Raw genomic sequence first — 23,873 nt, forward strand, 5'->3', positions numbered from 1 at the left:
ATGTGCACGCATGCGAGTGCTCTTTATTTTTTAGATCGCTTGATCTTTACCACCAAAGGTGATCATCACCATACCGACAATAATAACAAACATGCCGGCAACCTGCTGCCAGCTCAGTGGACTTTTAAAATAAAATGCCATTGCCAACTGAACGGTCAGAAAAGTCCCTCCTGAACATAATGCTATAACAATAGGTTGAGAGACATTTTTAAATAATTGAATGAGAAACCAGCTCGCCGAAAGCAAAATAATATTGCCGACAATCAAGGCCGCCCATTTATACTTCGGATGAATACCACCGAGTTTAAATAGGATGGAGGAGACAATTTGGCAAGCCCAAAATGCCACAAAATAAAGGTAGTTTAACATAATTGTCGCTATTCGTATCTACTGTAAGCCCCGTTAAAAGATTGACGCATTAACGCGAACTGGTCTATTACACTTTTCAGAAATTCCTCATCAAGCAATTCAAAAACACCATTTACGCCACCTATAATGTCAACCTCTGCAATTTTATAGGACTGCTCCAGATTTCCTTGTTCAAATTTGATGATGAATTTTTGATTCATTCCAAAGATGGAAATCTTGCAATCAGGATGGGGGAGTTCCGCTATTAATCTCATGTAAATCTCTTGTTTTAAAAATTACCATAAAAGTATAAAAAAACGCCCAAATGAAATACATTTGAGCGTTCAGGATTATGATATGATTAGAAAAAGGCTGATTATACAACTCCCTGGGCTTTCATGGCATTAGCCACTTTGATAAAGCCGCCAATATTGGCACCTTTTAAGTAGTTAACAAAATCACTTTCTTTGCCATATTTCAAACAAGTCTCGTGAATGCTTTCCATAATTGTTTTCAGACGGCTATCAACTTCCTCGGTACCCCATTGTGTACGGATCGAGTTTTGGGACATTTCCAAACCGCTCACAGCAACCCCGCCAGCATTTGCCGCTTTACCTGGTGCAAAACTAATTTTAGCATCTAAGAAAACCTTAATTGCTTCGGCAGTGGAAGGCATATTAGCGCCTTCAGCAACACAGATGCAGCCATTTGCCACAAGTGTTTTCGCATCGGATTCATCCAATTCATTCTGTGTCGCACATGGCAATGCGATATCACATTTAAATTGCCAAGGTTTTTGTCCTGGTAAAAACTGTGCATTTGGATAACGAGCAGGGTATTGGTCCAGGTTGCGACCTAGAGTTGCTCCAAAAGCCATCTTCTCAGTGTCAAAGCCATCAGGATCATACAAAGTACCCAGGCTATTAGAGACGGTTATTACTTTTGCACCTAATTGCATTGCTTTTTCAACTGCGTAAAATGCTACATTACCAGCACCTGAAACTGTTGCCACTTTTCCTTGTAAAGACTGTCCTTGATGTTTAAATATACAGTCTACGAAGTATAGTAGGCCATATCCGGTAGCTTCAGGACGAATATAGGAACCTCCCCATAATTCACCTTTACCTGTTAGAACCCCAGTAAAATTATTTTGAAGGCGCTTAAACTGTCCGAATAAAAAGCCAATTTCACGTCCACCAACACCGATATCCCCCGCAGGAACATCTGTATCTGCACCTATATGACGATATAATTCCGTCATAAAGCTCTGGCAAAAACGCATAATTTCATTATCTGATTTGCCTTTAGGGTCAAAATCAGAACCACCTTTACCGCCACCGATTGGTAAGCCTGTTAAACTGTTTTTGAAAACTTGTTCAAAAGCAAGGAATTTCAAGATACTTTGATTCACAGAAGGAGCGAAGCGCAGACCTCCTTTATATGGACCTATAGAACTATTCATTTGCACACGGTATCCGCGGTTTACCTGTACTTGATGATTGTCATCTAACCAAGTTACACGAAAAGAAATAATACGTTCAGGCTCGGTCAGGCGTTCAAGAATTTTTTGGTCGAAAAATTCAGGATGATTGTTGGTGATATAAGGAAATAAATCCTCTGTAACTTCTTTTACAGCTTGTAAGAATTCTGGCTCATTTGGATTGCGTTTCTCAACGCTCGCAATGAACTCGTTAAAATTTTTTGACATGTTTTAATTAGTAAAATTTCCCTTTGGCTGGCACTAATTTATGTATTTTTTAATAAAAATCCAATTTTTGTTAATTTTTTATAAATTTTGCGTTGTTATAATGAAATTTCGAATTCTATAAAATATGGCTATTTAGCTTGATTATATCGAAATGTAGCCAAAAACAAATCATCCGCGTATTTTATTCGATACTTTAGATAAAAAAAAGAATCATTTTCGATTTTATATAGAACAGGCTAAACGTAATGATTTGTGTAATTCTAGTCCTTATAAATTTTAATATTTATAAGGCTGCCATGGAGTCACAATAAATTGTGCGATATAATTTTAAGCTGAATTAAGATTGTGATGGCCCATATATAGGGAGGGTTTATTGTTATTTAACATAATATAAATTATAACAAATATATGGATTGATAAAAACAGCGGCTTTTAAAAGAATTACTGTAAATAAAAAAGGAATCCGAACAACCTGCCCGGATTCCTCAATAAATATTTAGGTTGAATATTTACAGATAAAAATACTAATCAACAGCTTGAATCATCAGCGCGCCGACTGTCAGATTAGTCCGTGGATCAATCACGATCGCTTGCGAATTCGCAGCATTTTCTGCCTGTAAATCGAATACAAGATTTTCAGCAGATTTGATCGCGATCCGGCCAATATCATTGAGCTTGATCGTTTCGTCAAAGACTTTTTCCTGCGTGTTGATGTCAAATTTATAAAGCACATCAACGATCTTTATTTTTGTCAATTTACTGTGGCTCTGTAGCAAGTAAATCTGTTCGGTATCCAGGGGCTTATTGTCAAACCAACATACATTTGCCTGTATATTGCGCTCAAATTTTGGTTGTTTTTCAACATTTGCAATCGTGTCGCCGCGACTAATGTCAACATCGTCAGTTAAATGAAGAATAACTGACTGTCCATTTTCTGCCCGGTCAACCTGCAGACCGTTAAATTCTATGGCCTTGACAGTGCTGTATGTTTCTGAGGGATAAATGATCACCTGATCGCCTACCGTAAGCCCCTCTCCTAACACTCGACCTGCATATCCCCTATAATCATGGAGATCATCCGTTTGTGGCCTTACAACCCATTGTACCGGGAATCTCCAGTTTGCTGCCTGATTTTCGTGAATTTCAACATTTTCCAGGTAGTCCAATAGCGATTTTCCTGAATACCAGAGCATACGCTCAGATTTATGAACAATATTGTCACCTTTCAATGCGGATACAGGGATAAAATCAACATCCTGAAGTCCTAGATTGGCAGCCAATTGTTGGTAATCATTTTTGATTTGTTCAAAAACAGCGGCACTATAATCCACCATATCCATTTTATTGACACATACTAATACCTGGTTCATCGCCAGCAATTTAGCAATAAATGAATGCCTTTTAGTTTGTTCAATCACACCCTTCCTTGCGTCTACCAAGATAATAATCAGCTCAGAATTAGACGCGCCAGTAACCATATTTCGCGTATACTGGATATGGCCTGGAGCATCAGCGATAATGTATTTTCGCTGATCGGTCTGAAAATATTTGTAAGCAACATCGATGGTTATTCCTTGTTCGCGTTCTGCTTTTAATCCATCCGTTAATATCGCTAAATCTACTGTTCCATCATCATTCTTTCGATTGGCACGTTGTATCGCCTCCAATTGGTCATCCAAAATAGAATTGGTATCGTAAAGCAATCGACCTATTAGCGTACTTTTACCATCATCTACCGAACCAGCTGTTATAAATTTCAATATATTCATTGTTGTCAATATCAAGTATTAGATTTGAGGAATTAAAAATACCCCTGTTTTTTGCGTTCTTCCATTGCTGCCTCGGATACTTTGTCATCCATCCGAGCCCCACGTTCACTGACTGTTGATGCCTTGATTTCCGCGATGATATCATCTAAAGCAGTTGCTGTAGAATCTACTGCCGCAGTACAGGTCATATCACCCACCGTCCTGAAACGAACAGATTTAGTTTCAACAACATCCTCCTCATCCATATTTAAAAATGGCGCGGCCGCCATTAATTGTCCGTTGCGGGTAATTACCTCCCGTTCATGGCTAAAATAAATGGATGGCAATGCGATTTGTTCGCGTTTGATATAATTCCAGACATCGAGCTCAGTCCAATTTGAAATCGGAAATACCCGTACATTCTCACCTTTGTTTATCCTACCGTTGAAAATACTCCACAGCTCAGGTCTTTGTCTTTTTGGATCCCATTGTCCAAACTCATCACGCACCGAGAAAATACGTTCTTTTGCACGTGCCTTTTCCTCATCTCTACGTGCCCCGCCGATACATGCATCGAAACCGTGTTTCGAGATCGTCTCGAGTAAGGTGACAGTCTGAAGTGCATTACGACTTGCGTTTTTGCCTTTTTGCTCAACGACTTTGCCCTGATCTATACTATCTTGTACGTAGCCCACAATCAGTTTTTCTCCGATCTCTTCAATAAGGCCGTCACGGAAAGCAATAGTTTCCGGAAAATTGTGCCCGGTATCAATATGAACCAGTGGGAACGGGAATTTACCCGGTCTAAAAGCTTTTTTTGCCAGATGAACCAGTGTTATGGAATCTTTTCCGCCCGAGAATAATAATGCTGGTTTTTCAAACTGTCCGGCGACTTCTCTTAATATATATATTGCTTCCGCTTCTAAATGATCTAAATAGTCCATTCTTTGAAATAATAAATTTGATTTAATGAATTCGGGTTTACGCTTTTTTATGATTAAGATTTAACAGCATGTAAACCACATTCTTTTTTACTTTGATCTTCCCACCACCATCTTCCGGCCCGAAAATCTTCTCCTTCCTGAATAGCCCTCGTACAAGGTTGGCAACCAATGCTCGGAAATCCTTTGTCATGTAATACATTATAGGGAATATACTGTTCCTTGCAATACATTTTTACCTGTTCAAAGGTCCAGTCAAACAACGGATGGATTTTTATGATATCATTTACTTCGTCATACTCTACAAAATCCATATCATGTCTATTGACCGATTGTTCAGACCGAATGCCGGTAATCCAAATTTTTTTCCCTTTGATAGCACGCTGCAATGGTTCGATCTTCCTGATCCGACAACATTCTTTACGATTTTCAACAGATTCATAGAAAGAATTAGGTCCCTTTTTACTGATAAAATCTTCCAGCGACGCTGTATCCGGTGTGTATGTATTGATAATCAACTGATAACGTTCCAATGTACGGCTCCACAAGGAGTACGTTTCTTTGAACAATCGCCCGGTATCCAACGTAAAAATCTCGATACCGATATTATTCTTACCGATCCATTCGGTGATAATCTGATCTTCTATCCCAAAAGAAGTCGAAAAAACAACTTCTGCAGGATATAGTGCCGCAATTGTCTGCAGCATCTCCGCTCCCTTTTTATCGCCGATAATTTCTTTAATTTCCTTAACGCTCATGACGTAATATATTTTTGGTATGTTCGTTCAGCTTCTTTACTTTAAATTCAAAGTCCCCTTTCAACTGTTCACGATATTCGCTCATCAGCGAAAGCGTTTCGTCAATTTCGGCCGGTAAAAGATCGTTGAGCAATTCCTTCACCCTTTTTGCAATCGTTGGCGATTTGCCATTTGTGGAAATCGCAACTTTTAGGTTGCCCTTAGTAACAATAGATCCCAGATAAAAGTCGCATAGATCTGGCTTATCCGCTGCATTGAAAAGGATATTGTGAAGTGATGTTAACTCTCGAAGTTCATCATTCAGTTCCATATTATTCGTTGCCGCAATTACAAGTTGCTTGTTTTCGACGTCATTTGTCTCAAAAGGACGTATATGAAATCGGACATGCGGATAATTGACGAGCAATCGTTCAAATTCTGGAACAATTTCCCTTGCGACAACAGTTAGTTTCAGTCTCTCATCATTTGTTATCAGTGCCTGGAATTTTTCCAATGCAACTTTTCCACCTCCGACCAGTAAGGTCTGGATCTGATCAAGTTTAACGAATATGGGAAATAACTGATTCATACTTACTTATAATGCAAGCGCTTTCTCTTTAATCTGTTGAAACGATCTGTGTTTCGCCACCACTTCACCAATGATGATAATAGCCGGTACCCCGACTCGCTTTTCAGTAGATTCATCCAGTATATTATCTATTGCGCCTAATACAACCTTCTCATTAGGCAATGAACCATTTTGGATCAAAGCGATAGGTAAATGATGAAGATTTTTATCCCGGTAGATGGCTACAATTTCAGCTAATTTTCCATACCCCATCAGCACGACCACAGTCGCATTGGATTCCGCAGCCAGGTATAGATCGCTAGATAAACTGCCATCAGATTTTGACCCTGTTATCACCCAAAAGCTTTCGCTAATCCCCCTATAAGTCAAAGGAATCTGCTGTAAGCCTGTCAGACCGATAGCGGAGGAAATACCCGGTACAACGGCTGTTTCAATACCATATTGTGCCACATGATCGATCTCCTCACCTCCACGTCCAAAGACAAAGGGATCTCCACCTTTCAAACGCACCACATGCCCATAATTTAAAGCATAATCAACCAGTAAGCGATTGATTTCATCTTGTGATGTAGAAAGCTGTTCAGCACGTTTTCCGACATAAATTTTTATACAATCTGCTTTCGCATAATCCAATAGTTCCTCATTGACAAGCGCGTCATACAAAATAACATCCGCTTGCTTGATTGCTTTGATCCCTTTGAGGCTAATCAAGTCTGGGTCTCCCGGCCCAGCGCCTACTAAAGTTACTTTTGCTTCTATCGACATTCCGTTCCCTCCTAAGCCAATACAGGCGTTAAATTTTTACGTTGATAAACCTCATTGATAAACTTTTTCGCCGCTTGTAGATAGCCTGTTGCAAAGCCCTCGGTGGGTTCATTTTTACTGATTTGTAAGACAAGCTCCGGAAATGACGGATCAAAGTTATATTCTCCAGACTCTACAAAATGTGTCTGAAATTCGTTGATCACTGTATTTTGTGTGCTTGCGCTGATACCTTTATCTAATAGCAAGGCTTTCGCCGCCTGAACAAAGGCATTGTATGCATGATAGATAGCGTCTGCGAATTTTGCCTCCTCGAATGTCTCGTTTGCCCATTGTAGTTTTTCCTCCGCCTCATAAATTAATGTTGCCACTAAATCAATTACCACCCCGGCACACTCACCCACACCTATGGCTGTCTGGAAAGTGCCTTCATGTCCCCAGTCCACAAACTCATCTTCCGCAAGCGTCGTCAGATCCGACAGTGGTTTTAATAGATTGTAAAAATAATTTTTACCCTGTCTGTCATAATACGCATGGAAATTCTCGGTCTCTTCAGCATTCTTTTTATAATCGTTCAATACGAATTCAACCACATGCAGTACCCTTTTGGTCGGTACTTTGATAATCCGTTCGGCCACCCGGCCTTCACCATCGCCGATCGTACCACCACCAAGCATAACCTGAGCAGCAGGAACTACCTTGCCCTCTGCTTTAACCGAGCTGCCATGGAAGCCAATATGCGCCAGTCCATGTTGACCACAGGAATTCATACAACCGGATATCTTAATTTTCAAATCTCTGTTGAAAATAAAATCTTGATGGAATTCGGCGATATACGATTCAATAACCCGTGCCATTTCGGTACTATTTGAGATGCCAAGATTACAAGTATCCGTTCCGGGACATGTTGTCACATCTGCAGTACTGTCAAAACCTACCTGTGCAAGATCAAGTGATTTGAGCAATTGGTAAATATGAGGTAACGAGTTCTCAGTTGCATACTTCAATAGTAAACTTTGGTTTTGTGTTATCCGGATATCATCCGCAACGAGATTTTTTAATCCAGCGACTAAGGATCGCGCTTTATCCGTGCCGATATCTCCAGTAGAAACACGTACATAGACACCATAATAGCCTGCTTGCTTTTGTTCAAATGTATTCGTATTCTTCCATACCTGATAGTTTAAGTCGCTATCCAGATCAAGTACAGTAATTTTGCTGTCATCAGGTGGTAGCGGTTGTTCAATTTTGGTTCGATCAATAGCGAAAGTCTTAACTTTTGTAGCGATTTTTTCCGCTTCGATCAGATTTAGTACCACTTCCAAGCCTAGTTTTTGAATGAGGTATTTAAAACGGGCTTTATTTCGGTTGTTACGTTCGCCATATCGGTCGAATACTCTTAAGGTAGCCTCTATATAAGGAATAAGCTCATCTTCCGGAAGAAATTCATTTGTTAGCGATGCCAAAAATGGTTGCGACCCCAGTCCGCCGCCTAGCAGCACTTTGAAACCACGCACTTCCACACCATCCACATATTTCAATTTTGGAATAAAACCCAAATCATGAATATACGAAAAAGCGGTATCCTCTTCACTTGCTGAAAAAGACATCTTGAATTTTCTACCCATCTCTGCGCAAACCGGATTACGTAGAAAATATTCAAATGTTGCCTGTGCATATGACGAGACATCAAAGGGTTCTTTCGGATCAATACCTGAAGTTGGTGAAGCCGTTACATTACGAACGGTATTACCACAGGCTTCCCTTAAGGTAATATCATCCTCTGCCAATTTTGACCAGAGTTCTGGAGTTCGATCCAGACTAACGTAATGGATCTGAATATCCTGACGTGTGGTTAAGTGCAAGTTGCGACTTGCATACTCATCAGATATTGCTGCTATTTTGATTAACTGTTTAAAAGTAACTTTTCCAAATGGAAGTTTGATACGAACCATTTGAACTCCTGGTTGTCTCTGTCCATATACTCCCCTGGCCAGACGCAATGATCTAAATTTTTCATCAGCGATCTTACCTTCGTGAAATAATCGAATCTTTTTTTCAAGTTCAATAATCTCCTTTTCCACGACTGGATTTTCTAATTCTGTACGGAAGCTTTGCATAAAACAAATAAAATCTATTGATTTAGTATTCTTTTCTCGATGTCAAATGTAAAAATATTTTTTTAATATTCTATAATATCTACCAAATTAATATATATTTGCCGTATAAAATTTAATATACTAAACCTGTAGACTAATGGGTGTAACGACAAAGAGATATTTTATAGTTCTGATTTTTAGCTTTATAACCATATTTAAGATCACGTCATGCGCACCAAAAGTAAAGAATGGATATAGTAAAGAGCGAGGATTTGAAGGCAATATTTCACTATCTGGAGCTTTTGCCCTCTACCCTTTGGCCGTAATCTGGAGTGAAGACTTCAAAAAAATTCACCCTCATGTCCGTTTTAATATCTCTGCAGGCGGTGCAGGAAAGGGGATTGCCGATGTATTAACAGGTATGGTAGACATTGGTTTAGTATCACGGGATCTGCATCCACAAGAAGTCAAAAAAGGCGCAGTCCCTATTATTGTTGCCAAAGATGCTGTAATATGCACATTGAATCCTGGCAATCCGAATTATAAAGCATTACTGCAACGGGGCTTAACACAGGAGGAACTTGCTGATATTTTTGTCAGTCGAAAATTTAGGACATGGAATCAAATTGATCCGCAATTTACAGCAGATCCGATTAATGTTTATGTGCGTTCGGATGCCGCCGGAGCAGCAGAGACCTGGGCCAAATTCTTTGGGCGTAAACAGGAAGACCTGCAAGGTGTTGGAATCTTTGGAGATCCCGGTATTGCGCAAGCTATTAAAGATGATAAGTTTGGCATTGGCTTCAACAACATTAATTATGTATATAACTTAAAGACAAACAAAGTCTTTGACCATATCGATGTACTGCCATTGGATTTAAATAGAAATGGACAGATTGAAGCCGACGAGCAATTCTATGGATCGCTGTCAGACTTGACCGGAGCTGTTGCAGCAGGCAAATATCCCGCGCCCCCCTCCCGTGATCTGACATTTGTCACACGCAATAAAACAGAGTCCCTGCTCTTGAAGGAATTTATCTCTTTTGTGCTGCAGAAACAGGCGCAGTCACAATTACTTGAAAATGGCTATGTACCATTGAGTGAAACACTGATCAATGACGAACTAAATAAGTTATAGCATGCTAAATACACGTCTAGTTAAAGATACCTTAGTAAAACGGTCCACATTTTTGTTACTACTGATTTCGCTATCAGTTGTCGTTATTATTGCGGTCGGTTTAACTGTAAAATCCATCCCACTATTTGAATACAGCAACGTATTTCAGCTATTGACAGATAAAGTATGGGCACCTATGAAGGGCTCATTCGGATTTCTGCCTTTTATCGCCGGTACACTCGCTGTCACATTGATATCGCTTGCCATCGCAATACCACTGTGTGTATTGACGGCAGTTTATCTGACCGAATACGCTTCGGATGCGCTAAAAAACATGATGCTTCCGCTTGTCAATATTTTGGCAGCCATACCGCCGGTGTTATATGGTGTTTGGGGTGTATTATTTATCGTCCCTTTGATCCAGCTTTATATTGCTCCGATTTTTGGTGTGGTGACATCTGGTTATTCAGTATTAGCCGGTGGCATCGTATTGGCGGTCATGATTTTTCCGATCATGATTTCCATTATGGTGGAGGTGCTTCAAACGATTCCCTATGAATTAAAAGCCGCCTCTTTGTCTTTGGGAGCAACAAAATGGGATACCATAAAACATGTTATTCTCAAAAAGGCAAAACCTGGTATCATCGCCGCCATAGTCTTATCGACCTCCCGGGCATTTGGAGAAACGATTGCAGTATTAATGGTTTGCGGGAATGTCCCCAAGGTACCCACATCGATATTTGATGCCGGTTACCCCATCCCCGCTTTAATCGCCAACAATTTTGGTGAGATGATGTCCATTCCCCTTTATGAGTCTGCTTTGATGTTTTCAGCACTATTGCTATTTGTCATCATATTTATTTTCAATTTAATATCACGTCTGATATTGAGACGACTTGAAGGAGGTTTAGATGGATAACACCAAAAGAAGATTAATAAGCGAAAAGATCGCGAAAGGCTTTATGCATTTATCCGGGATTACGGTAACAGCTTCCCTATTTTTTATTGTGGGAACTATACTCTACAAGGGTCTTCCTTATCTCAATTGGGAAATGGTCAGTCAGTTGCCCAAAGGCGGATTTTACATCGGCAAAGAAGGTGGAATCTTAAACGCCATACTGGGTTCGCTATATCTGGCAGGTGTGGCGACCGCCCTATCCGCTTTTATTGGGATCCCAATCTCCCTTTATCTTAATATCTATTTGGGAACAAAATCCAAAGTAACGCAGTTCTCGAAGTTATTATTTGATGTGCTTTATGGTGTTCCATCCATTGTGTATGGAGCAGTCGGCTTTGGTATCATGGTCTATTTTGGCATTAGAGCATCACTATTGGGCGGCATCATGACAGTCACGCTATTGACGATCCCTATTGTGGTGCGTACGGTAGACGAGCTGATCAAAACGATTCCTGAAGACCTGAAAAATGTCACCCTTTCCTTGGGTACCACACGCTGGGAGCTTGCGAAAGTCATGTTGCGGAGTATTCGTGCCGGATTATTGACAGCTATCCTATTAGCGTTCGGAAGGGCAATAGGTGATGTCGCGGGCGTATTATTGACAACAGGGTTCAGTGACAATTTGCCTAAATATATTGACGAACCGGCAGCAACACTTCCCTTGGCTATATTTTTTCAGTTAAGCAGTCCAATTCCTGAGGTACAGGGGCGGGCATATGCTTCGGCCTTGGTTTTAACTATCATCATTTTAATTATCGTAGTATGCACGCATATCCTTCAATCGAAACAAAAGAATCGTCGTTAAACAGTCCTTTGACTGATCCTCACATTCAGATCAAGGATCTCAATGTATATATCGATGGGAGACATATTTTAAAGAATATTAATCTTGCCTTACCAAACAATAGCGTAACCTCCATTATCGGACCTTCAGGCTGTGGTAAGACCACACTGCTGAAAACACTGAATCGCCTGGTCGACGACACAAAAGGTGTTGAAATAACGGGATCTGTGCTTGTAAACGGCGAGGATATTTATGATAAGAATGCCGAAGTAACGCATATCCGTAAAAAAATGGGGCTTTTATCCCAAAAACCTTATCCATTACCGATGTCCATCTACGACAATGTAGCTTATGGCCCGCGCATACATGGCACTAAAAATAAAAAAGAACTGGATAAGATTGTCGAGACACAATTGCGAAATGTGGCCTTATGGGATGAGGTCAAGGACCGGTTGGGGCATTCCGCAAGCGGGCTTTCGATTGGACAGCAACAACGGCTCTGCTTAGCGAGGGGACTTGCTGTAGAACCCGAAATTATACTTGGCGATGAATCAACTTCTGCATTGGACCCATTATCCACAGCAAAGATTGAAGAATTACTCATCGAACTAAAGCAGGATTATACCATTGTTCTGGTGACACACATTTTACGACAAGCCCGAAGAGTGTCTGATTATATTATTTTTGTTTATGGTGGTGAAATCCTTGAATTTGGCCCCACTGAACAAGTGCTGTTAAATCCACAGCATGAAATCACAAAACAATACGTAAAAGGTTTTATCTCCTGATAGATTGCCTGCCGTTTATAGAAAAGCCGAAGATTCTATGTATCATAAAATCCTCGGCTTTTTACATCTCTATCTTTTATTGCAACTCCGCTATCTTAGATCGAATAGATCATCAACGCCTAATATTTTTTTAGATGTAAATCCTTCAGCATATTTTGCCTGGATATAACGACCGAATTCCCTTGCTCTGGCAGCAGTAGATTCCATAAAATCCGGATTGGAGATATAGGTTTGCGGCTCATCGGGATTAATATTTTCACCTGTATAGAATTGCGTTTTATAGGCCAAGATTGATTTTTCCTTCATGGCATAGTAGTCCGTAATATCGATGACTACATCGGGTTTGATGTAATAATCCTGCACAAACTGCAACACTAGACGTGGACGAAAGGCTTCTTGGATTTGATTGTTTTGATCTCTGGTTTCCACTTTTCTTAACCCCGAAAGGAAACAGGCTTCATTCACAAGCTGTCCTGCTCTTCCATGATCCGGGTGACGGTCATTAACCGCATTGGTGATAACAATTTCAGGCTTGTATTTCCTTATAGCATTTATAATGACCATTTTTTCCTCAATGGCATTTTCAAAAAAACCGTCTCTCAAACCGAGATTTTCACGCACTGACAGTCCGAGAATAGCTGCTGCATCTTTTGCCTCTTGTGCTCTGGTCTCCGCGGTACCACGTGTACCCAGTTCACCCTGAGTTAAGTCTACAATTCCTACTTTTTTCCCCTCGGCAATATATTTTGCCATTACTCCGCCTGCCCCCAATTCTGCGTCATCGGGATGTACGGCAATGACAAGTAAATCTAGTTTTACCATATTTTTTTCTTCTTTTTTGTTTATGGCTTCCAATATCAGCAAAATCGACAAAAATCGGCGTGATGCAGTTCACCACTTCATAGTGCTGGCTTACGTTGAAGATAGCAACCATATCCAGATTTTTACTGTTATGAAACCGATGCCAAAGGTAGGAAGTTTGTAGGTTACTCCTCCAAAAGTCGTTCGATATTACGACAAATTTTACCTGACAATGGCGAAGTCGTAGGATAATAGAAATCCACAACTTCCCCTCTCCTGTTGATCAGGTATTTATGAAAGTTCCAGGAGGGCTTGCTGTTTATATGCCCATTTTCTGCCTTATTTGACAGAAAACTATACAAGGCAGTTGTATAGGTACCAATGACGTGACTACGTTTAAAAACCGGAAAACTGACCTGTTGATTTATTCTACAGAATGTCTCCAATGTACTGCCTGTCAAGGGCTCTTGATTCCGAAAGTTATTGGACGGAAATGCCAAGACCTCAAATCCTCTTTCTCTATATTTCTGGTAGAGTTTTTCGAGCGATTTAAACTGCCTTGTGAACACACACTGACTCGCTGTATTGACGACCAACAAAACCTTTCCTTCAAAATCTCCAAGAGATTTCATGGTTCCATTGAATTGCAAAGCATCAAAGTCATATATCGTTTTCATATTGTCTTAATTTAGGTATTACATAACGATCCCGATCTTAACTAAAGTACCTTCGTGACTTATATATCCGAGTATATATGGGTTCTTACATCACCGGTTTGGGTCGCGACCGTTCAAATTCACGGATGATATTTTCGATTTCAAAGTCTTCTTTTGGATCGTATGATGATTTCAAATTATGCCCAAAAATTTTGGCAACTCCCTGATAAAAAAATGCTGAGATCCCACCTTTCATTTCCTTCACCATTTCATAGCTTGTATGTCCGGTATAGCGATCGATCAGCTTTATTAGGATTTTACCCTGGGAAATGGTCATATTTTTAATTTCCCTATTAAACATTTGTTTCACATCGTTTTCACATCTTTCCACCAGAGCTTCATGTTCTTTTTTATCCGATGTCATAGCCAAGTCCCGGTCCAGTTGGTCATATCTTTTTTGCGCATATATGGCATAGGGAAGCACTTTCAATACGTTTCTCCGAAAACGTAAATATTCCCGTCGGGCTTCCTCGCTTGACCAGACTCTTTTCCTGACAATAACCACTTCAGGAATGGGAAACCAAGGCAATATCTCACCTGAGGGCAGTGTTGTTTTCATATAATCCGTCACTGTCTCCTGGGCCCCCTCTCCATATAAAGGAAGAACCAGAGACTGAGCCTGTGCCACGCCTGGCAAAGTCCCAAGAAGAAAAAACAAAACACATACTGTTGTCTTCATCTGAACGACTATATAACTCTTTTAATTTGTCAATGCTATTATATTTTGGTAGATTTATTACAAAATAAGTTAGCTTGATAATTGTATTCAAAATACATTAACTAAATTAAACAAAAATACTCAAAAAAACATCATTTACCTGCAACGTTTATGAAAGATTATGTGATTGATATTGAAGCAGAAAACAAAGAGATAAGAAAACGTTACCGTGCATTATTGCGTGCCTGTAAGCCTACTTTGCAGCGTGGGGACAAGCAAGAGATTCGTAAAGCTTTTGATTTGGCCCTGGATAGCCACAAGGAGATGCGCCGCAAATCAGGAGAACCCTATATTTATCATCCGATTGCGGTAGCGCAAATTGCCGCCGAGGAAATCGGTTTAGGGACGACCTCCATTGTATGCGCTTTGCTCCATGATGTTGTTGAAGACACCAATGTAACCTTGGACGAAATTGAGGAAATGTTTGGAAAAAAAGTTCGTCGTATTATCGACGGATTGACAAAAATTTCCGGGATATTTGATCCCAATAGTTCAATGCAGGCCGAGAACTTTCGTAAAATGTTGCTAACGCTTGCTGACGATGTACGTGTTATCCTTATCAAATTGGCGGATAGACTGCACAATATGCGGACGATGGAATTTATGGCAAGAGATAAACAGCTGAAGATTGCTTCAGAGACCAGTTATCTTTACGCTCCCTTGGCGCATCGTTTAGGTTTATATGCAATCAAATCCGAATTGGAAGACTTGTCCATGAAATTTACTGATCCGGACACCTATAAATTTATTGCGCGAAAACTGAATGAAAAGAAAGCAGAGCGGGAGAAATTCATTGGTGATTTTATCGGTCCTATTAAAGAGATTTTAGAAGAACAAGGAATTAAAGCTGCCGTATTTGGAAGGCCCAAATCCATTCATTCGATCTGGAACAAGATGCGCAAAAAGTCAATTCCATTTGAAGAAGTATATGATCTCTTTGCCATTCGTATCGTTATTGATGCGGTGGATGAGAAGGAAAAAACCGAATGTTGGAAAGTATATTCTATCGTAACTGATTTATATCGCCCCAACCCGGACCGCCTGCGCGATTGGATCTCTTCGCCCAAAGGAAATGGCTACGAATCCTTGCATACAACGGTAATGGGCCCTAAGGGGCAATGGGTGGAAGTACAGATTCGGACCAAGCGGATGAATGAAATTGCGGAAAAAGGTTTTGCAGCACACTGGAAGTACAAAGAATCCAATTCCGATTCAGGCTTGGATCAATGGATCAAAAAGGTACGTGATGTACTCAGCAGCCCCGATCAGAATGCCATGGATTTTGTGGATGATTTCAAGATGAACCTGTTCTCTGATGAAATTTTTATCTTCACACCCAAAGGCACCTTAATTCAATTACCCAACAATGCAACGGCATTGGATTTTGCCTTTGAGATCCACTCCGATATCGGTGCAAGCTGTATTGGGGCCAAAGTAAACCACAAATTGGTTCCACTGAGCCACGTTCTACAAAATGGTGATCAAGTGGAGATCATCACTTCCAGCAAACAGTCGCCAAAAGAAGACTGGCTCAATTTTGTTGTTACCGCAAAAGCGAAATCAAAAATTAGATCTTCCCTCAAAGAAGAAAAACGAAGGGTCGCAGAGGATGGAAAGGAGATCCTGGAGCGTAAACTGAAGTCTTTGAAAGTGACATACAATACGGATAATATCAATAAAATTGCTAATTATCTGAAATATCCAAGTTCTCAGGATCTCTTTTATAACGTAGCCAAGGGCATTGTTGATATCAAGCAATTGCGAGAGTATGTGGCCCATGAAAAAGCTGTTGAAATCAATGCAGGGTCTTCTTCCGGCAATCAGTTCAACAGTCATATTGGAGGTTTAGTTGAGAAAATCAATAAAAAGGAATTTGATACCATCCTTATCGGTGATGATATGCAAAAAGTTGACTATACCCTAGCGCCTTGTTGCAACCCTATTCCTGGCGACGACATCTTCGGCTTTCTGACGGTCAATGATGGCATCAAAATTCATCGCACCAGCTGTCCCAATGCATCCAAATTAATGGCAAATTACGGATACCGTATTCTGAAGGCACGCTGGGCGTCGACGAAAGACTCCGCATTCCTGACCGGCCTGCATATCGTGGGTATCGATGATGTCGGTTTGGTCAATAAGCTTACTACGGTTATTTCCCAAGAGTTTGCGGTCAACATACGTTCCCTAGCCATATCGAGTAACGATGGTATTTTTGATGGGAATATTATGGTGTACGTCAACGATACGCAGCAATTGGAAAGTTTGATGAAAAACCTTAAACAAGTACGGGGAATAACAGGAGTAAATCGTTATGAGTCTGAAAATTAATCAAATGAATATCACAATTTAGAAATACTATCAAATGTCAATCTAAATTGGTAAATTTGTACAAGAATATTTTTACTATGAATCAAGCTGAAAATTTTGCAACTGTAAAAAAAATCTTTGAAGCATACTTAGAAAATAAAAATCTAAGAAAAACTCCAGAGCGTTATGCTATCTTGGAAGAGATTTATTCACGTACTGATCACTTTGATGTTGAGTCTTTGTATATTCATATGAAGAACAAAAAATACCGTGTCAGCCGTGCTACAGTTTATAATACCCTCGAACTTTTGGTTTCTTGTGACTTGGTTACCAAACACCAGTTTGGCCGTAATATGGCTCAATTTGAAAAATCCTATGGCTTCAAGCAGCACGACCATGTGATTTGTATTGAATGCAATAAGGTTGTTGAATTTTGCGACCCACGTATCAACCAGATTCAAAGCCTTATGGGGGATTTATTGAAGTTTGACATCAAGCACCATTCTTTAAATTTATACGGTGTATGTCAAGATTGTCAGGAAAAAAATAAAAAAGAAGAAACCGTAGCTCAAGAAGCTATTTCAAATTAATCTTATATTTTTGTTAAATATAATAGTACATTTGTTCAGGAATGTTCAGGAGAAAAATTCCTGAACATTTTTATTTTTTTAATGAGTCTATTTTTATTAATAACATTTTAATTACTATACTTTAAAAGCTATGCAAGTTGATGTGCTTTTGGGCTTACAATGGGGTGACGAGGGTAAAGGTAAAATCGTAGACGTATTTTGTCCAAAATACGATTTAATCGCTCGTTTCCAAGGCGGCCCTAACGCCGGACACACGTTGGAATTTGATAACAAAAAATTCGTGCTCAACACAATTCCATCTGGTATCTTCAATGAAGGTACACTAAATCTTATTGGTAATGGTGTCGTTATCGATCCGATTATCCTAAAAAGAGAATTAGACAACCTTAAGACAGCTGGTTTTGATCCGGTGGGTAAAGGCAATTTGGTATTAGCACGCAAAGCACACCTTATTTTGCCGACACACCAATTATTGGACGCCGCTTCAGAATCGAAAATGGGCGCCGGCAAGATCGGATCTACATTGAAGGGTATCGGTCCGACCTATATGGACAAAACTGGTAGAAATGGCTTACGTGTAGGTGATACGACACTTCCCGACTTTCAGGAGCGTTACCAGAAGTTGAAAGAAAAGCACTTGAACATTCTTTCTCACTACGGTGAAATTCCTGATTTCAGTGAAAAAGAGCAAGCATTCCTAGCTGCCATTGAATTCATTAAAACCATTCCGCATGTTGATTCAGAGCATTTGGTCAATCAATATCTGAAAGAAGGCAAACGTGTATTGGCTGAGGGTGCCCAAGGTACTCTGTTGGATGTGGATTTCGGTTCTTACCCTTTTGTGACTTCGTCCAACACGACAACTGCTGGAGCCTGTACAGGTCTTGGTATCGCACCGAACAAAATCGGTAAGGTATACGGTATTTTTAAAGCCTATGCAACACGTGTGGGTGGAGGCCCCTTCCCTACTGAACTTCATGATGAGACAGGAGAAAAGCTACGTCAATTGGGTCATGAATTCGGCGCTACAACAGGACGTGCACGCCGTACAGGATGGATTGATATTCCGGCATTGAAATATGCTATTATGCTCAATGGTGTAACAGACCTTATCATGATGAAAGCTGATGTATTGGATACTTTCGACAAGATCTACGCATGTACACATTATAACTATAATGGTGAAGTGATTGATTATATGCCGTACGAGATTATCACACATCAGGCAGAGCCAATCTTGGAAGAAATCCAAGGATGGAAACAAGATTTGACAGGCATCACATCTGAGGCTGAGATTCCTGAGGCATTAAGTAACTATATTTCTTATTTAGAGAAAGCTCTCGAAGTTCCTATCACGATTTTATCAGTAGGTCCGGATCGTAAACAAACATTGGCTTTATCAAAGTAAAATATGCGGATCGAAAGTTTTGATCTTCTCGATTCTAAAGATAAATTTCATCAGAAAGCGCTGCACTGGTCGGGGCAATTTGATGAAATTTCTTTCTTTAATAGCAATGGGTCGCCAGACCAATGGGGAAGATTTGAGAGCGTACTGGCGGTGAAGGCCTTACATTCTTTTTGCGCGGATGAAGATGTACTGGATCAATTACAGCAATTCCTATTGCAACATCCATGTGGCTTTATTCCGGGATTTCTATCCTATGATCTCAAGAATGAGATTGAAGAATTACAGACCCGCGCAACGGATAAGCTTGGCTTTCCATCTGCCTATTTTTTTGTCCCAGCGATTACGGTAAGCACAACGGATATGCAGGTACACATTCAAGCCGACGATCCAGTTGCTGTGTATAAATCCATCTGCGAGACGACAGCTCCGCAGACTAATGCTGCACTAGATCTGCACGTACGCTCACGGTGGACAAAAGAAGAATACTTTGATGCCTTTGATAAAGTGCAGCAACATATCCAACGTGGTGATATCTACGAGGTAAATCTCTGTCAGGAGTTCTTCGCAGAAAATGCAGATATTTCCCCGATCGAGGTCTATCTAAAATTGAATGCTGTTTCACCTACCCCGTTCAGCAATTTTTTTAAAGTTGGATCTCATTTCATTATGAGTGCATCTCCAGAGCGTTTTTTGACCAAGAGAAAAGGCCGATTAATCTCTCAACCCATCAAAGGCACAGCTAAAAGGGGCATCACTGAGCGCGAAGACCGAAATATTATCAATCGTATGCTTCAGTCGCAGAAGGAGATCGCTGAAAATGTAATGATCGTAGATCTTGTTCGTAATGATTTAACACGGAGTGCGCTTCCCGGGACAGTTGAAGCAACACGTCTATTTGAAATCCAGTCTTTTAAACAAGTACATCAGATGATATCCACAATCAGCTGCATACAGGATCCCAACGTTTCCAATATGGACGTCTTTAGACATACATTTCCTGCTGGCTCCATGACAGGTGCTCCCAAAATTGCTGCCATGCGTATTTGTGATCAGATTGAAGGCTCCAAAAGAGGGATTTACGCAGGTTCGGTAGGCTATTTTGATACTATTCGTGATGAATTTGATTTTAATGTCGTCATCCGTTCCCTCCTGTACAATCAACGCGAAAAATACCTATCCTTTCATACCGGCGGAGCCCTTACCAACCAAGCATTGGCGGAGCAAGAATATCAGGAATGTCTTTTAAAGGCCTCCGCGATCTTGCAGGCACTCAACAGCAAATTGGAGCAATAAAACTAGACTAAATTTGTAGAGAATATTTTTTGCTTCAACTATTTTTTCGACCTTTGTCCTTTGACAATGCAGGTTCCCTATATCGACATACATACACATCGGCTTGATATTATACGGGACGGTTTCAACCGATCTGTTATAAATATAGCATTGAACCATAGTGAGACTATCATTGAGGGAGACTGCTCTATCGGTTTGCATCCATGGTACATCGACTGCAATACGGAAAAAGCATTAGAGTTGATGCGAACAATGATACAAAGAACGAATGTTGTCGCATTAGGCGAATGTGGTCTGGACAAAAATAGTGCTGTTGCTTTCGAGAAACAGCAACAGGTTTTTGACCAGCAGATTCTATTGGCTATTGTTTTTCAGAAGCCGTTGATTATTCATTGTGTTCGTGCTTTTCAGGAAGTTTTGGCATCTTTGGCAAAAGCTAAATTTCATTTACCGGTTATCTTCCATGGCTATCGCAAGAATTTGACGTTGGCCAAACAGCTTATGGATAAAGGGTATTACCTTTCGATCGGTGTCCATTGTTTGGATGGCAGCCAGGACGAAGTCATAAGAAATATCCCCCTTACACATTTATTTTTGGAAACAGATACCTATACAGCAACGGAAGTTGCTACCCTATATAAATATGTCGCCCAAGTCCGATCTATTCCATTAGAGATGCTAAAGCAGACATTATATCATAATTATAAGATTGTATTAAAAAAATGAAAGATTTAAGTTGGCTGTCGCGCACCGAGGCATTGGTTGGTAGGACAGCTTTGGAAAAATTAGCAAATTCACACGTGATGGTTCTAGGCCTAGGCGGTGTTGGTTCCTTTGCAGCTGAATTTATCTGCCGTGCGGGGGTTGGTAAAATGACCATAATAGACGGTGATACTGTAGACCCTTCCAACAGAAATAGACAGCTGCCAGCTCTTGCAACGAATCATGGTGAAGCGAAAGCTGAAATCATGAGACAGCGTCTTTTAGCTATTAATCCGGAATTGGAATTGACCGTGATTCAGGACTTTATTATCCCTGAAAAAATACCGGCTTTATTGGAAATGGCGCCCGACTACTGTGTAGAAGCCATCGATAGTATTACACCGAAGTTATTCTTCATCAGACTGGCACTGGATGCAAAAATGCCATTTGTAAGTTCAATGGGTGCAGGCGGTAAAGTTGACCCGACAAAAATTGAAATCGCTGATATTAGCAAGTCTTATAATTGTAAACTGGCTCAACATATTCGTAAGAAGTTGCGTAAACATGGTATCCGTGACGGTGTTAAAGTTGCCTTCTCGACTGAGCTTCCGGATAAAAGCTCCTTACTATATACCGATGGGAGTAACTTCAAAAAGTCAGCATATGGAACAATGTCTTATCTACCCGCAGCATTTGGAGGTGCAATTGCCTCAGTCGCTATTCGGGATTTGATGGAAAATGTTTAAATTAGGGGTAAATAAACATATGCATAAATAATAATAGCTACTCGTCTGTTGACGAGTAGCTTTTATATTTCAATGGAAATACGAAAACTATCGACTGGTTACTCCTTTCATATCAATACCCTTAGGCTTAATATGTTCCAATCTTTTCTTTAGGGAATCCATTCTTGTTTTTTCAATATTGCCTGTTGCAATAATAATTCCTTCCTTTACCTGTGCTGTAATGGTCGGAAAATCTTCGAGGACCCGGTTGACATCTCTAGTAATTGTGGAATCGACTGACCCCTCAACTATTTCATGATATTTTTCACGTGCATCTTCAGGTTCAGGAAGATTGACCATGATATTATTGTGGATGGATTTAATATTCTCACCTCCCACAGCCTTTGTTTTCTCTTCTACAACTTGCTTTAATGAGTCTGATCCTAACTGCCCGTTCAATGTAACATTACCTTCTTCTACATCCACTGCTATGCCCTGGTTATCTATTAAAGCTTCTTCAATTTTTGACTTTAGCTTATCATCGGATTCTGGTGACCGGCAAGAGTGAACAAAAGGTAAAACACCGAATGAAAATATTAAAAGTAATCTGTTTAATTTCATCGTATTGTTTTATTTTCGTTCATAGTGAAAACAATTATGAGGACATATTGTTTAGCTTTCTTCTTTTTCGGCAATTAGCAAAGCTCCAATATGGTCTGATTTAATCTGTTAAACAGAAAACTCTCTCCTATTTTCCTACCAAGAAGCAACTGACCTACAGGCGATGCCGCTGAAATGACAAAAACATTATTATCCCCGATTTTTATTGCACCAATACTTGTGGCGATAAAATAAAGTCCCACATTTGTTTCGACAAGACTTCCCAATTTGACAAAATCGGTTTTATCCCCCACCACTGACATAATATTCGTGAGCTGTAGTAAATCCTTATTCGCTTCAAGAAGCTGCCCTTGATATCGATTGATGTCTTGTTGGATCATTTCCCTTGAGGTTTCGTACTTATCCCCGGCGCTACTTTTCGTGTCGTCACTACTCGAATCCCTAGCGGTTTCTAGCGCCGATTCGATCATCGCGATCCGATCATTTGTTCGCTGTAGGGCGACTTCTAAAATATTCTTTTTTATGTCTAAATAGCTATTTGTCATTCTGAAAAATAAGAAATATGTTTTATTCAAAAAAATATAAAAACAATGCGCTTATGATCAATCGCATAGGAAAAATCGTTCTTAAAAAAAGCTGTATGGTATTGCAATAAAGCAAAAAATTACTACATTTGTGCACTGAAACACGGAAAGGTGTCAGAGTGGTCGAATGAGCAGTCCTGGAAAGACTGTATACGGGATGACTGTATCGAGGGTTCGAATCCCTCCCTTTCCGCTTAAAAGGTTTTTTTTAACCTATCAAAAGCATTTAAAAAGTATTAAAAAGCCTGTAATTTACTCAAAATCGCAGGCTTTTTTGATTTTAGATATTTTTAAAGTTCAAGTTACTACTTCCACATTTTGTGATTAGATGATGTAGATATTTGTCTACTATTTCAACATCATAATAACTTGATGCAGATCATTTAATCATTGTTTCACAATAAAAATAATTTTATACATTATCTTTAGTAGTATAAAAAATCACATTTATCACATAAAATTTAGAATAGAAAAAATGGGAAAATTTGTAGTGAAAACAAGAAAAGATGGTGAGTTTCAGTTTAATTTAAAAGCAGGCAATGGCCAGGTAATTCTGAGCAGTGAGGGCTATAAAACCAAAGCAAATTGCTTAAACGGTGTTGAATCGGTAAAAAGAAATGCTCAGGACAACGATAAATTTGACAGAAAGGCTTCGACAAATGGTAAGCATTACTTCAATTTGAAAGCGACCAATGGTCAAGTTATCGGAACAAGTGAAATGTACGAAAGCGCAAGTGGAATGGAAAACGGAATTGAATCCGTAAAAGCAAATGCCCCAAATGCTACCATCGAAGATCTGGATTAAGGTGTAAAATTTGGTTTGCGT

Annotated in this window: 25 protein-coding genes and 1 tRNA gene; 12 read left to right on the plus strand and 14 right to left on the minus strand. The window is 39.9% G+C overall.

Translation table 11 applies throughout. From position 1 onward, the window contains the following. Positions 1 to 30: 30 nt before the first annotated feature. The 9 genes from HMAT_RS06335 to HMAT_RS06375 form a co-directional block, all read right to left on the minus strand. Positions 31 to 369 carry a hypothetical protein gene (locus tag HMAT_RS06335; protein ID WP_104381916.1) on the minus strand — a complete coding sequence of 113 codons (339 nt, stop codon included), beginning with the start codon at positions 367 to 369 and terminating at the stop codon, positions 31 to 33. A gap of 8 nt (positions 370 to 377) precedes the next feature. Then, positions 378 to 623 carry a hypothetical protein gene (locus HMAT_RS06340; RefSeq protein WP_104381917.1) on the minus strand — a complete coding sequence of 82 codons (246 nt, stop codon included), beginning with the start codon at positions 621 to 623 and terminating at the stop codon, positions 378 to 380. Between the two features lie 101 nt (positions 624 to 724). After that, the gene (gene gdhA / locus HMAT_RS06345; protein WP_104381918.1) at positions 725 to 2,056 is read right to left on the minus strand and encodes an NADP-specific glutamate dehydrogenase; all 1,332 of its coding nucleotides are present in this window, start codon (positions 2,054 to 2,056) and stop codon (positions 725 to 727) included. 524 nt (positions 2,057 to 2,580) lie between these two features. Next, a complete protein-coding gene (locus HMAT_RS06350) occupies positions 2,581 to 3,825 on the minus strand; it encodes a sulfate adenylyltransferase subunit 1 (protein ID WP_104381919.1) in 1,245 nt (414 codons plus the stop codon). 32 nt (positions 3,826 to 3,857) lie between these two features. Next, positions 3,858 to 4,748, minus strand: a complete 891-nt coding sequence (gene cysD, locus HMAT_RS06355; protein ID WP_104381920.1) for a sulfate adenylyltransferase subunit CysD — start codon at positions 4,746 to 4,748, stop codon at positions 3,858 to 3,860. 53 nt (positions 4,749 to 4,801) lie between these two features. Next, a complete protein-coding gene (locus HMAT_RS06360) occupies positions 4,802 to 5,503 on the minus strand; it encodes a phosphoadenylyl-sulfate reductase (RefSeq protein WP_104381921.1) in 702 nt (233 codons plus the stop codon). Further along, on the minus strand, positions 5,493 to 6,071 hold the full coding sequence (locus HMAT_RS06365; protein ID WP_104381922.1) for a bifunctional precorrin-2 dehydrogenase/sirohydrochlorin ferrochelatase: 579 nt from the start codon (positions 6,069 to 6,071) through the stop codon (positions 5,493 to 5,495). Before HMAT_RS06365 ends, HMAT_RS06360 begins: the two co-directional genes overlap by 11 nt. Before the next feature lie 6 nt (positions 6,072 to 6,077). Beyond that, positions 6,078 to 6,836 carry a uroporphyrinogen-III C-methyltransferase gene (gene cobA / locus HMAT_RS06370; RefSeq protein WP_104381923.1) on the minus strand — a complete coding sequence of 253 codons (759 nt, stop codon included), beginning with the start codon at positions 6,834 to 6,836 and terminating at the stop codon, positions 6,078 to 6,080. An 11-nt stretch (positions 6,837 to 6,847) separates the two neighbouring features. After that, positions 6,848 to 8,953 (minus strand): HEPN domain-containing protein, encoded by a 2,106-nt coding sequence (locus HMAT_RS06375; RefSeq protein ID WP_104381924.1) that lies wholly within the window; start codon positions 8,951 to 8,953, stop codon positions 6,848 to 6,850. 136 nt (positions 8,954 to 9,089) lie between these two features. Between HMAT_RS06375 and HMAT_RS06380 the strand changes: the two genes are divergently transcribed. From HMAT_RS06380 to HMAT_RS06395, 4 genes are read left to right on the plus strand one after another with little or no spacing between them, the layout of a single operon-like run. Then, positions 9,090 to 10,070 carry a PstS family phosphate ABC transporter substrate-binding protein gene (locus tag HMAT_RS06380; RefSeq protein ID WP_104381925.1) on the plus strand — a complete coding sequence of 327 codons (981 nt, stop codon included), beginning with the start codon at positions 9,090 to 9,092 and terminating at the stop codon, positions 10,068 to 10,070. A gap of 1 nt (position 10,071) precedes the next feature. Continuing rightward, complete coding sequence (gene pstC, locus HMAT_RS06385; RefSeq protein WP_104381926.1) at positions 10,072 to 10,968, plus strand: phosphate ABC transporter permease subunit PstC; 897 nt, start codon at positions 10,072 to 10,074, stop codon at positions 10,966 to 10,968. Next, a complete protein-coding gene (locus tag HMAT_RS06390) occupies positions 10,961 to 11,812 on the plus strand; it encodes a PstA family ABC transporter permease (protein WP_104381927.1) in 852 nt (283 codons plus the stop codon). Before pstC ends, HMAT_RS06390 begins: the two co-directional genes overlap by 8 nt. Continuing rightward, entirely contained in the window at positions 11,770 to 12,579 is an 810-nt protein-coding gene (locus tag HMAT_RS06395) for a phosphate ABC transporter ATP-binding protein (RefSeq protein WP_104381928.1), read from the plus strand. Before HMAT_RS06390 ends, HMAT_RS06395 begins: the two co-directional genes overlap by 43 nt. A gap of 90 nt (positions 12,580 to 12,669) precedes the next feature. Here HMAT_RS06395 and bshB1 read toward each other — a convergent pair whose 3' ends face one another. The 3 genes from bshB1 to HMAT_RS06410 all read right to left on the minus strand — a co-directional run bounded on the left by bshB1 (position 12,670) and on the right by HMAT_RS06410 (position 14,775). After that, a complete protein-coding gene (bshB1, locus tag HMAT_RS06400; protein WP_104383326.1) occupies positions 12,670 to 13,401 on the minus strand; it encodes a bacillithiol biosynthesis deacetylase BshB1 in 732 nt (243 codons plus the stop codon). Positions 13,402 to 13,565: 164 nt separating this feature from the next. Next, positions 13,566 to 14,057: a glutathione peroxidase gene (locus HMAT_RS06405; protein ID WP_104381929.1), complete on the minus strand. Its 492-nt coding sequence runs from the start codon at positions 14,055 to 14,057 to the stop codon at positions 13,566 to 13,568. 85 nt (positions 14,058 to 14,142) lie between these two features. Further along, positions 14,143 to 14,775 carry a DUF4294 domain-containing protein gene (locus HMAT_RS06410; protein ID WP_104381930.1) on the minus strand — a complete coding sequence of 211 codons (633 nt, stop codon included), beginning with the start codon at positions 14,773 to 14,775 and terminating at the stop codon, positions 14,143 to 14,145. Positions 14,776 to 14,925: 150 nt separating this feature from the next. Between HMAT_RS06410 and HMAT_RS06415 the strand changes: the two genes are divergently transcribed. From HMAT_RS06415 to HMAT_RS06440, 6 genes are all read left to right on the plus strand, one after another. Beyond that, positions 14,926 to 17,145 carry a bifunctional (p)ppGpp synthetase/guanosine-3',5'-bis(diphosphate) 3'-pyrophosphohydrolase gene (locus HMAT_RS06415; protein ID WP_104381931.1) on the plus strand — a complete coding sequence of 740 codons (2,220 nt, stop codon included), beginning with the start codon at positions 14,926 to 14,928 and terminating at the stop codon, positions 17,143 to 17,145. 77 nt (positions 17,146 to 17,222) lie between these two features. After that, entirely contained in the window at positions 17,223 to 17,714 is a 492-nt protein-coding gene (locus tag HMAT_RS06420; protein WP_104381932.1) for a Fur family transcriptional regulator, read from the plus strand. Between the two features lie 130 nt (positions 17,715 to 17,844). Beyond that, positions 17,845 to 19,122, plus strand: a complete 1,278-nt coding sequence (locus tag HMAT_RS06425; RefSeq protein ID WP_104381933.1) for an adenylosuccinate synthase — start codon at positions 17,845 to 17,847, stop codon at positions 19,120 to 19,122. A 3-nt stretch (positions 19,123 to 19,125) separates the two neighbouring features. Further along, positions 19,126 to 20,415 (plus strand): anthranilate synthase component I family protein, encoded by a 1,290-nt coding sequence (locus HMAT_RS06430; RefSeq protein WP_104381934.1) that lies wholly within the window; start codon positions 19,126 to 19,128, stop codon positions 20,413 to 20,415. Positions 20,416 to 20,481: 66 nt separating this feature from the next. Next, on the plus strand, positions 20,482 to 21,141 hold the full coding sequence (locus HMAT_RS06435; RefSeq protein WP_104381935.1) for a TatD family hydrolase: 660 nt from the start codon (positions 20,482 to 20,484) through the stop codon (positions 21,139 to 21,141). Then, positions 21,138 to 21,863 (plus strand): ThiF family adenylyltransferase, encoded by a 726-nt coding sequence (locus tag HMAT_RS06440; RefSeq protein ID WP_104381936.1) that lies wholly within the window; start codon positions 21,138 to 21,140, stop codon positions 21,861 to 21,863. Before HMAT_RS06435 ends, HMAT_RS06440 begins: the two co-directional genes overlap by 4 nt. An 87-nt stretch (positions 21,864 to 21,950) precedes the next feature. On the opposite strand, the gene HMAT_RS06445 is transcribed toward HMAT_RS06440, so the two are convergent. Together HMAT_RS06445 and HMAT_RS06450 are read right to left on the minus strand one after the other, a co-directional pair. Continuing rightward, positions 21,951 to 22,463, minus strand: coding sequence for a BON domain-containing protein (locus tag HMAT_RS06445; RefSeq protein ID WP_104381937.1), 513 nt, complete (start codon positions 22,461 to 22,463; stop codon positions 21,951 to 21,953). Between the two features lie 74 nt (positions 22,464 to 22,537). Further along, the gene (locus HMAT_RS06450) at positions 22,538 to 23,008 is read right to left on the minus strand and encodes a 3-oxoacyl-ACP synthase (RefSeq protein WP_104381938.1); all 471 of its coding nucleotides are present in this window, start codon (positions 23,006 to 23,008) and stop codon (positions 22,538 to 22,540) included. Positions 23,009 to 23,152: 144 nt separating this feature from the next. On the opposite strand from HMAT_RS06450, the gene HMAT_RS26980 reads away from it, so the two are divergent. Both HMAT_RS26980 and HMAT_RS06455 read left to right on the plus strand, forming a co-directional pair. Beyond that, positions 23,153 to 23,240, plus strand: a tRNA-Ser gene (locus tag HMAT_RS26980). Between the two features lie 282 nt (positions 23,241 to 23,522). Next, on the plus strand, positions 23,523 to 23,852 hold the full coding sequence (locus tag HMAT_RS06455; RefSeq protein ID WP_104381939.1) for a YegP family protein: 330 nt from the start codon (positions 23,523 to 23,525) through the stop codon (positions 23,850 to 23,852). Positions 23,853 to 23,873: the final 21 nt, after the last annotated feature.

Origin of the sequence: Sphingobacterium sp. HMA12, from assembly GCF_002933815.1 — a bacterium.
Classification (GTDB): domain Bacteria; phylum Bacteroidota; class Bacteroidia; order Sphingobacteriales; family Sphingobacteriaceae; genus Sphingobacterium.

Coding starts and splice junctions, on each gene's coding strand:
- HMAT_RS06415 (WP_104381931.1), top strand. CDS start 14,926: ATGAAAGATTATGTGATTGATATTGAAGCAGAAAACAAAGAGATAAGA.
- bshB1 (WP_104383326.1), bottom strand. CDS start 13,401: ATGGTAAAACTAGATTTACTTGTCATTGCCGTACATCCCGATGACGCA.
- HMAT_RS06360 (WP_104381921.1), bottom strand. CDS start 5,503: ATGAGCGTTAAGGAAATTAAAGAAATTATCGGCGATAAAAAGGGAGCG.
- HMAT_RS06350 (WP_104381919.1), bottom strand. CDS start 3,825: ATGAATATATTGAAATTTATAACAGCTGGTTCGGTAGATGATGGTAAA.
- HMAT_RS06410 (WP_104381930.1), bottom strand. CDS start 14,775: ATGAAGACAACAGTATGTGTTTTGTTTTTTCTTCTTGGGACTTTGCCA.
- HMAT_RS06340 (WP_104381917.1), bottom strand. CDS start 623: ATGAGATTAATAGCGGAACTCCCCCATCCTGATTGCAAGATTTCCATC.
- HMAT_RS06390 (WP_104381927.1), top strand. CDS start 10,961: ATGGATAACACCAAAAGAAGATTAATAAGCGAAAAGATCGCGAAAGGC.
- HMAT_RS06375 (WP_104381924.1), bottom strand. CDS start 8,953: ATGCAAAGCTTCCGTACAGAATTAGAAAATCCAGTCGTGGAAAAGGAG.
- HMAT_RS06380 (WP_104381925.1), top strand. CDS start 9,090: ATGGGTGTAACGACAAAGAGATATTTTATAGTTCTGATTTTTAGCTTT.
- HMAT_RS06440 (WP_104381936.1), top strand. CDS start 21,138: ATGAAAGATTTAAGTTGGCTGTCGCGCACCGAGGCATTGGTTGGTAGG.
- HMAT_RS06420 (WP_104381932.1), top strand. CDS start 17,223: ATGAATCAAGCTGAAAATTTTGCAACTGTAAAAAAAATCTTTGAAGCA.
- HMAT_RS06445 (WP_104381937.1), bottom strand. CDS start 22,463: ATGAAATTAAACAGATTACTTTTAATATTTTCATTCGGTGTTTTACCT.
- HMAT_RS06335 (WP_104381916.1), bottom strand. CDS start 369: ATGTTAAACTACCTTTATTTTGTGGCATTTTGGGCTTGCCAAATTGTC.
- gdhA (WP_104381918.1), bottom strand. CDS start 2,056: ATGTCAAAAAATTTTAACGAGTTCATTGCGAGCGTTGAGAAACGCAAT.
- HMAT_RS06435 (WP_104381935.1), top strand. CDS start 20,482: ATGCAGGTTCCCTATATCGACATACATACACATCGGCTTGATATTATA.
- cysD (WP_104381920.1), bottom strand. CDS start 4,748: ATGGACTATTTAGATCATTTAGAAGCGGAAGCAATATATATATTAAGA.
- HMAT_RS06430 (WP_104381934.1), top strand. CDS start 19,126: ATGCGGATCGAAAGTTTTGATCTTCTCGATTCTAAAGATAAATTTCAT.
- HMAT_RS06425 (WP_104381933.1), top strand. CDS start 17,845: ATGCAAGTTGATGTGCTTTTGGGCTTACAATGGGGTGACGAGGGTAAA.
- HMAT_RS06450 (WP_104381938.1), bottom strand. CDS start 23,008: ATGACAAATAGCTATTTAGACATAAAAAAGAATATTTTAGAAGTCGCC.
- HMAT_RS06365 (WP_104381922.1), bottom strand. CDS start 6,071: ATGAATCAGTTATTTCCCATATTCGTTAAACTTGATCAGATCCAGACC.
- pstC (WP_104381926.1), top strand. CDS start 10,072: ATGCTAAATACACGTCTAGTTAAAGATACCTTAGTAAAACGGTCCACA.
- HMAT_RS06395 (WP_104381928.1), top strand. CDS start 11,770: ATGCACGCATATCCTTCAATCGAAACAAAAGAATCGTCGTTAAACAGT.
- cobA (WP_104381923.1), bottom strand. CDS start 6,836: ATGTCGATAGAAGCAAAAGTAACTTTAGTAGGCGCTGGGCCGGGAGAC.
- HMAT_RS06405 (WP_104381929.1), bottom strand. CDS start 14,057: ATGAAAACGATATATGACTTTGATGCTTTGCAATTCAATGGAACCATG.
- HMAT_RS06455 (WP_104381939.1), top strand. CDS start 23,523: ATGGGAAAATTTGTAGTGAAAACAAGAAAAGATGGTGAGTTTCAGTTT.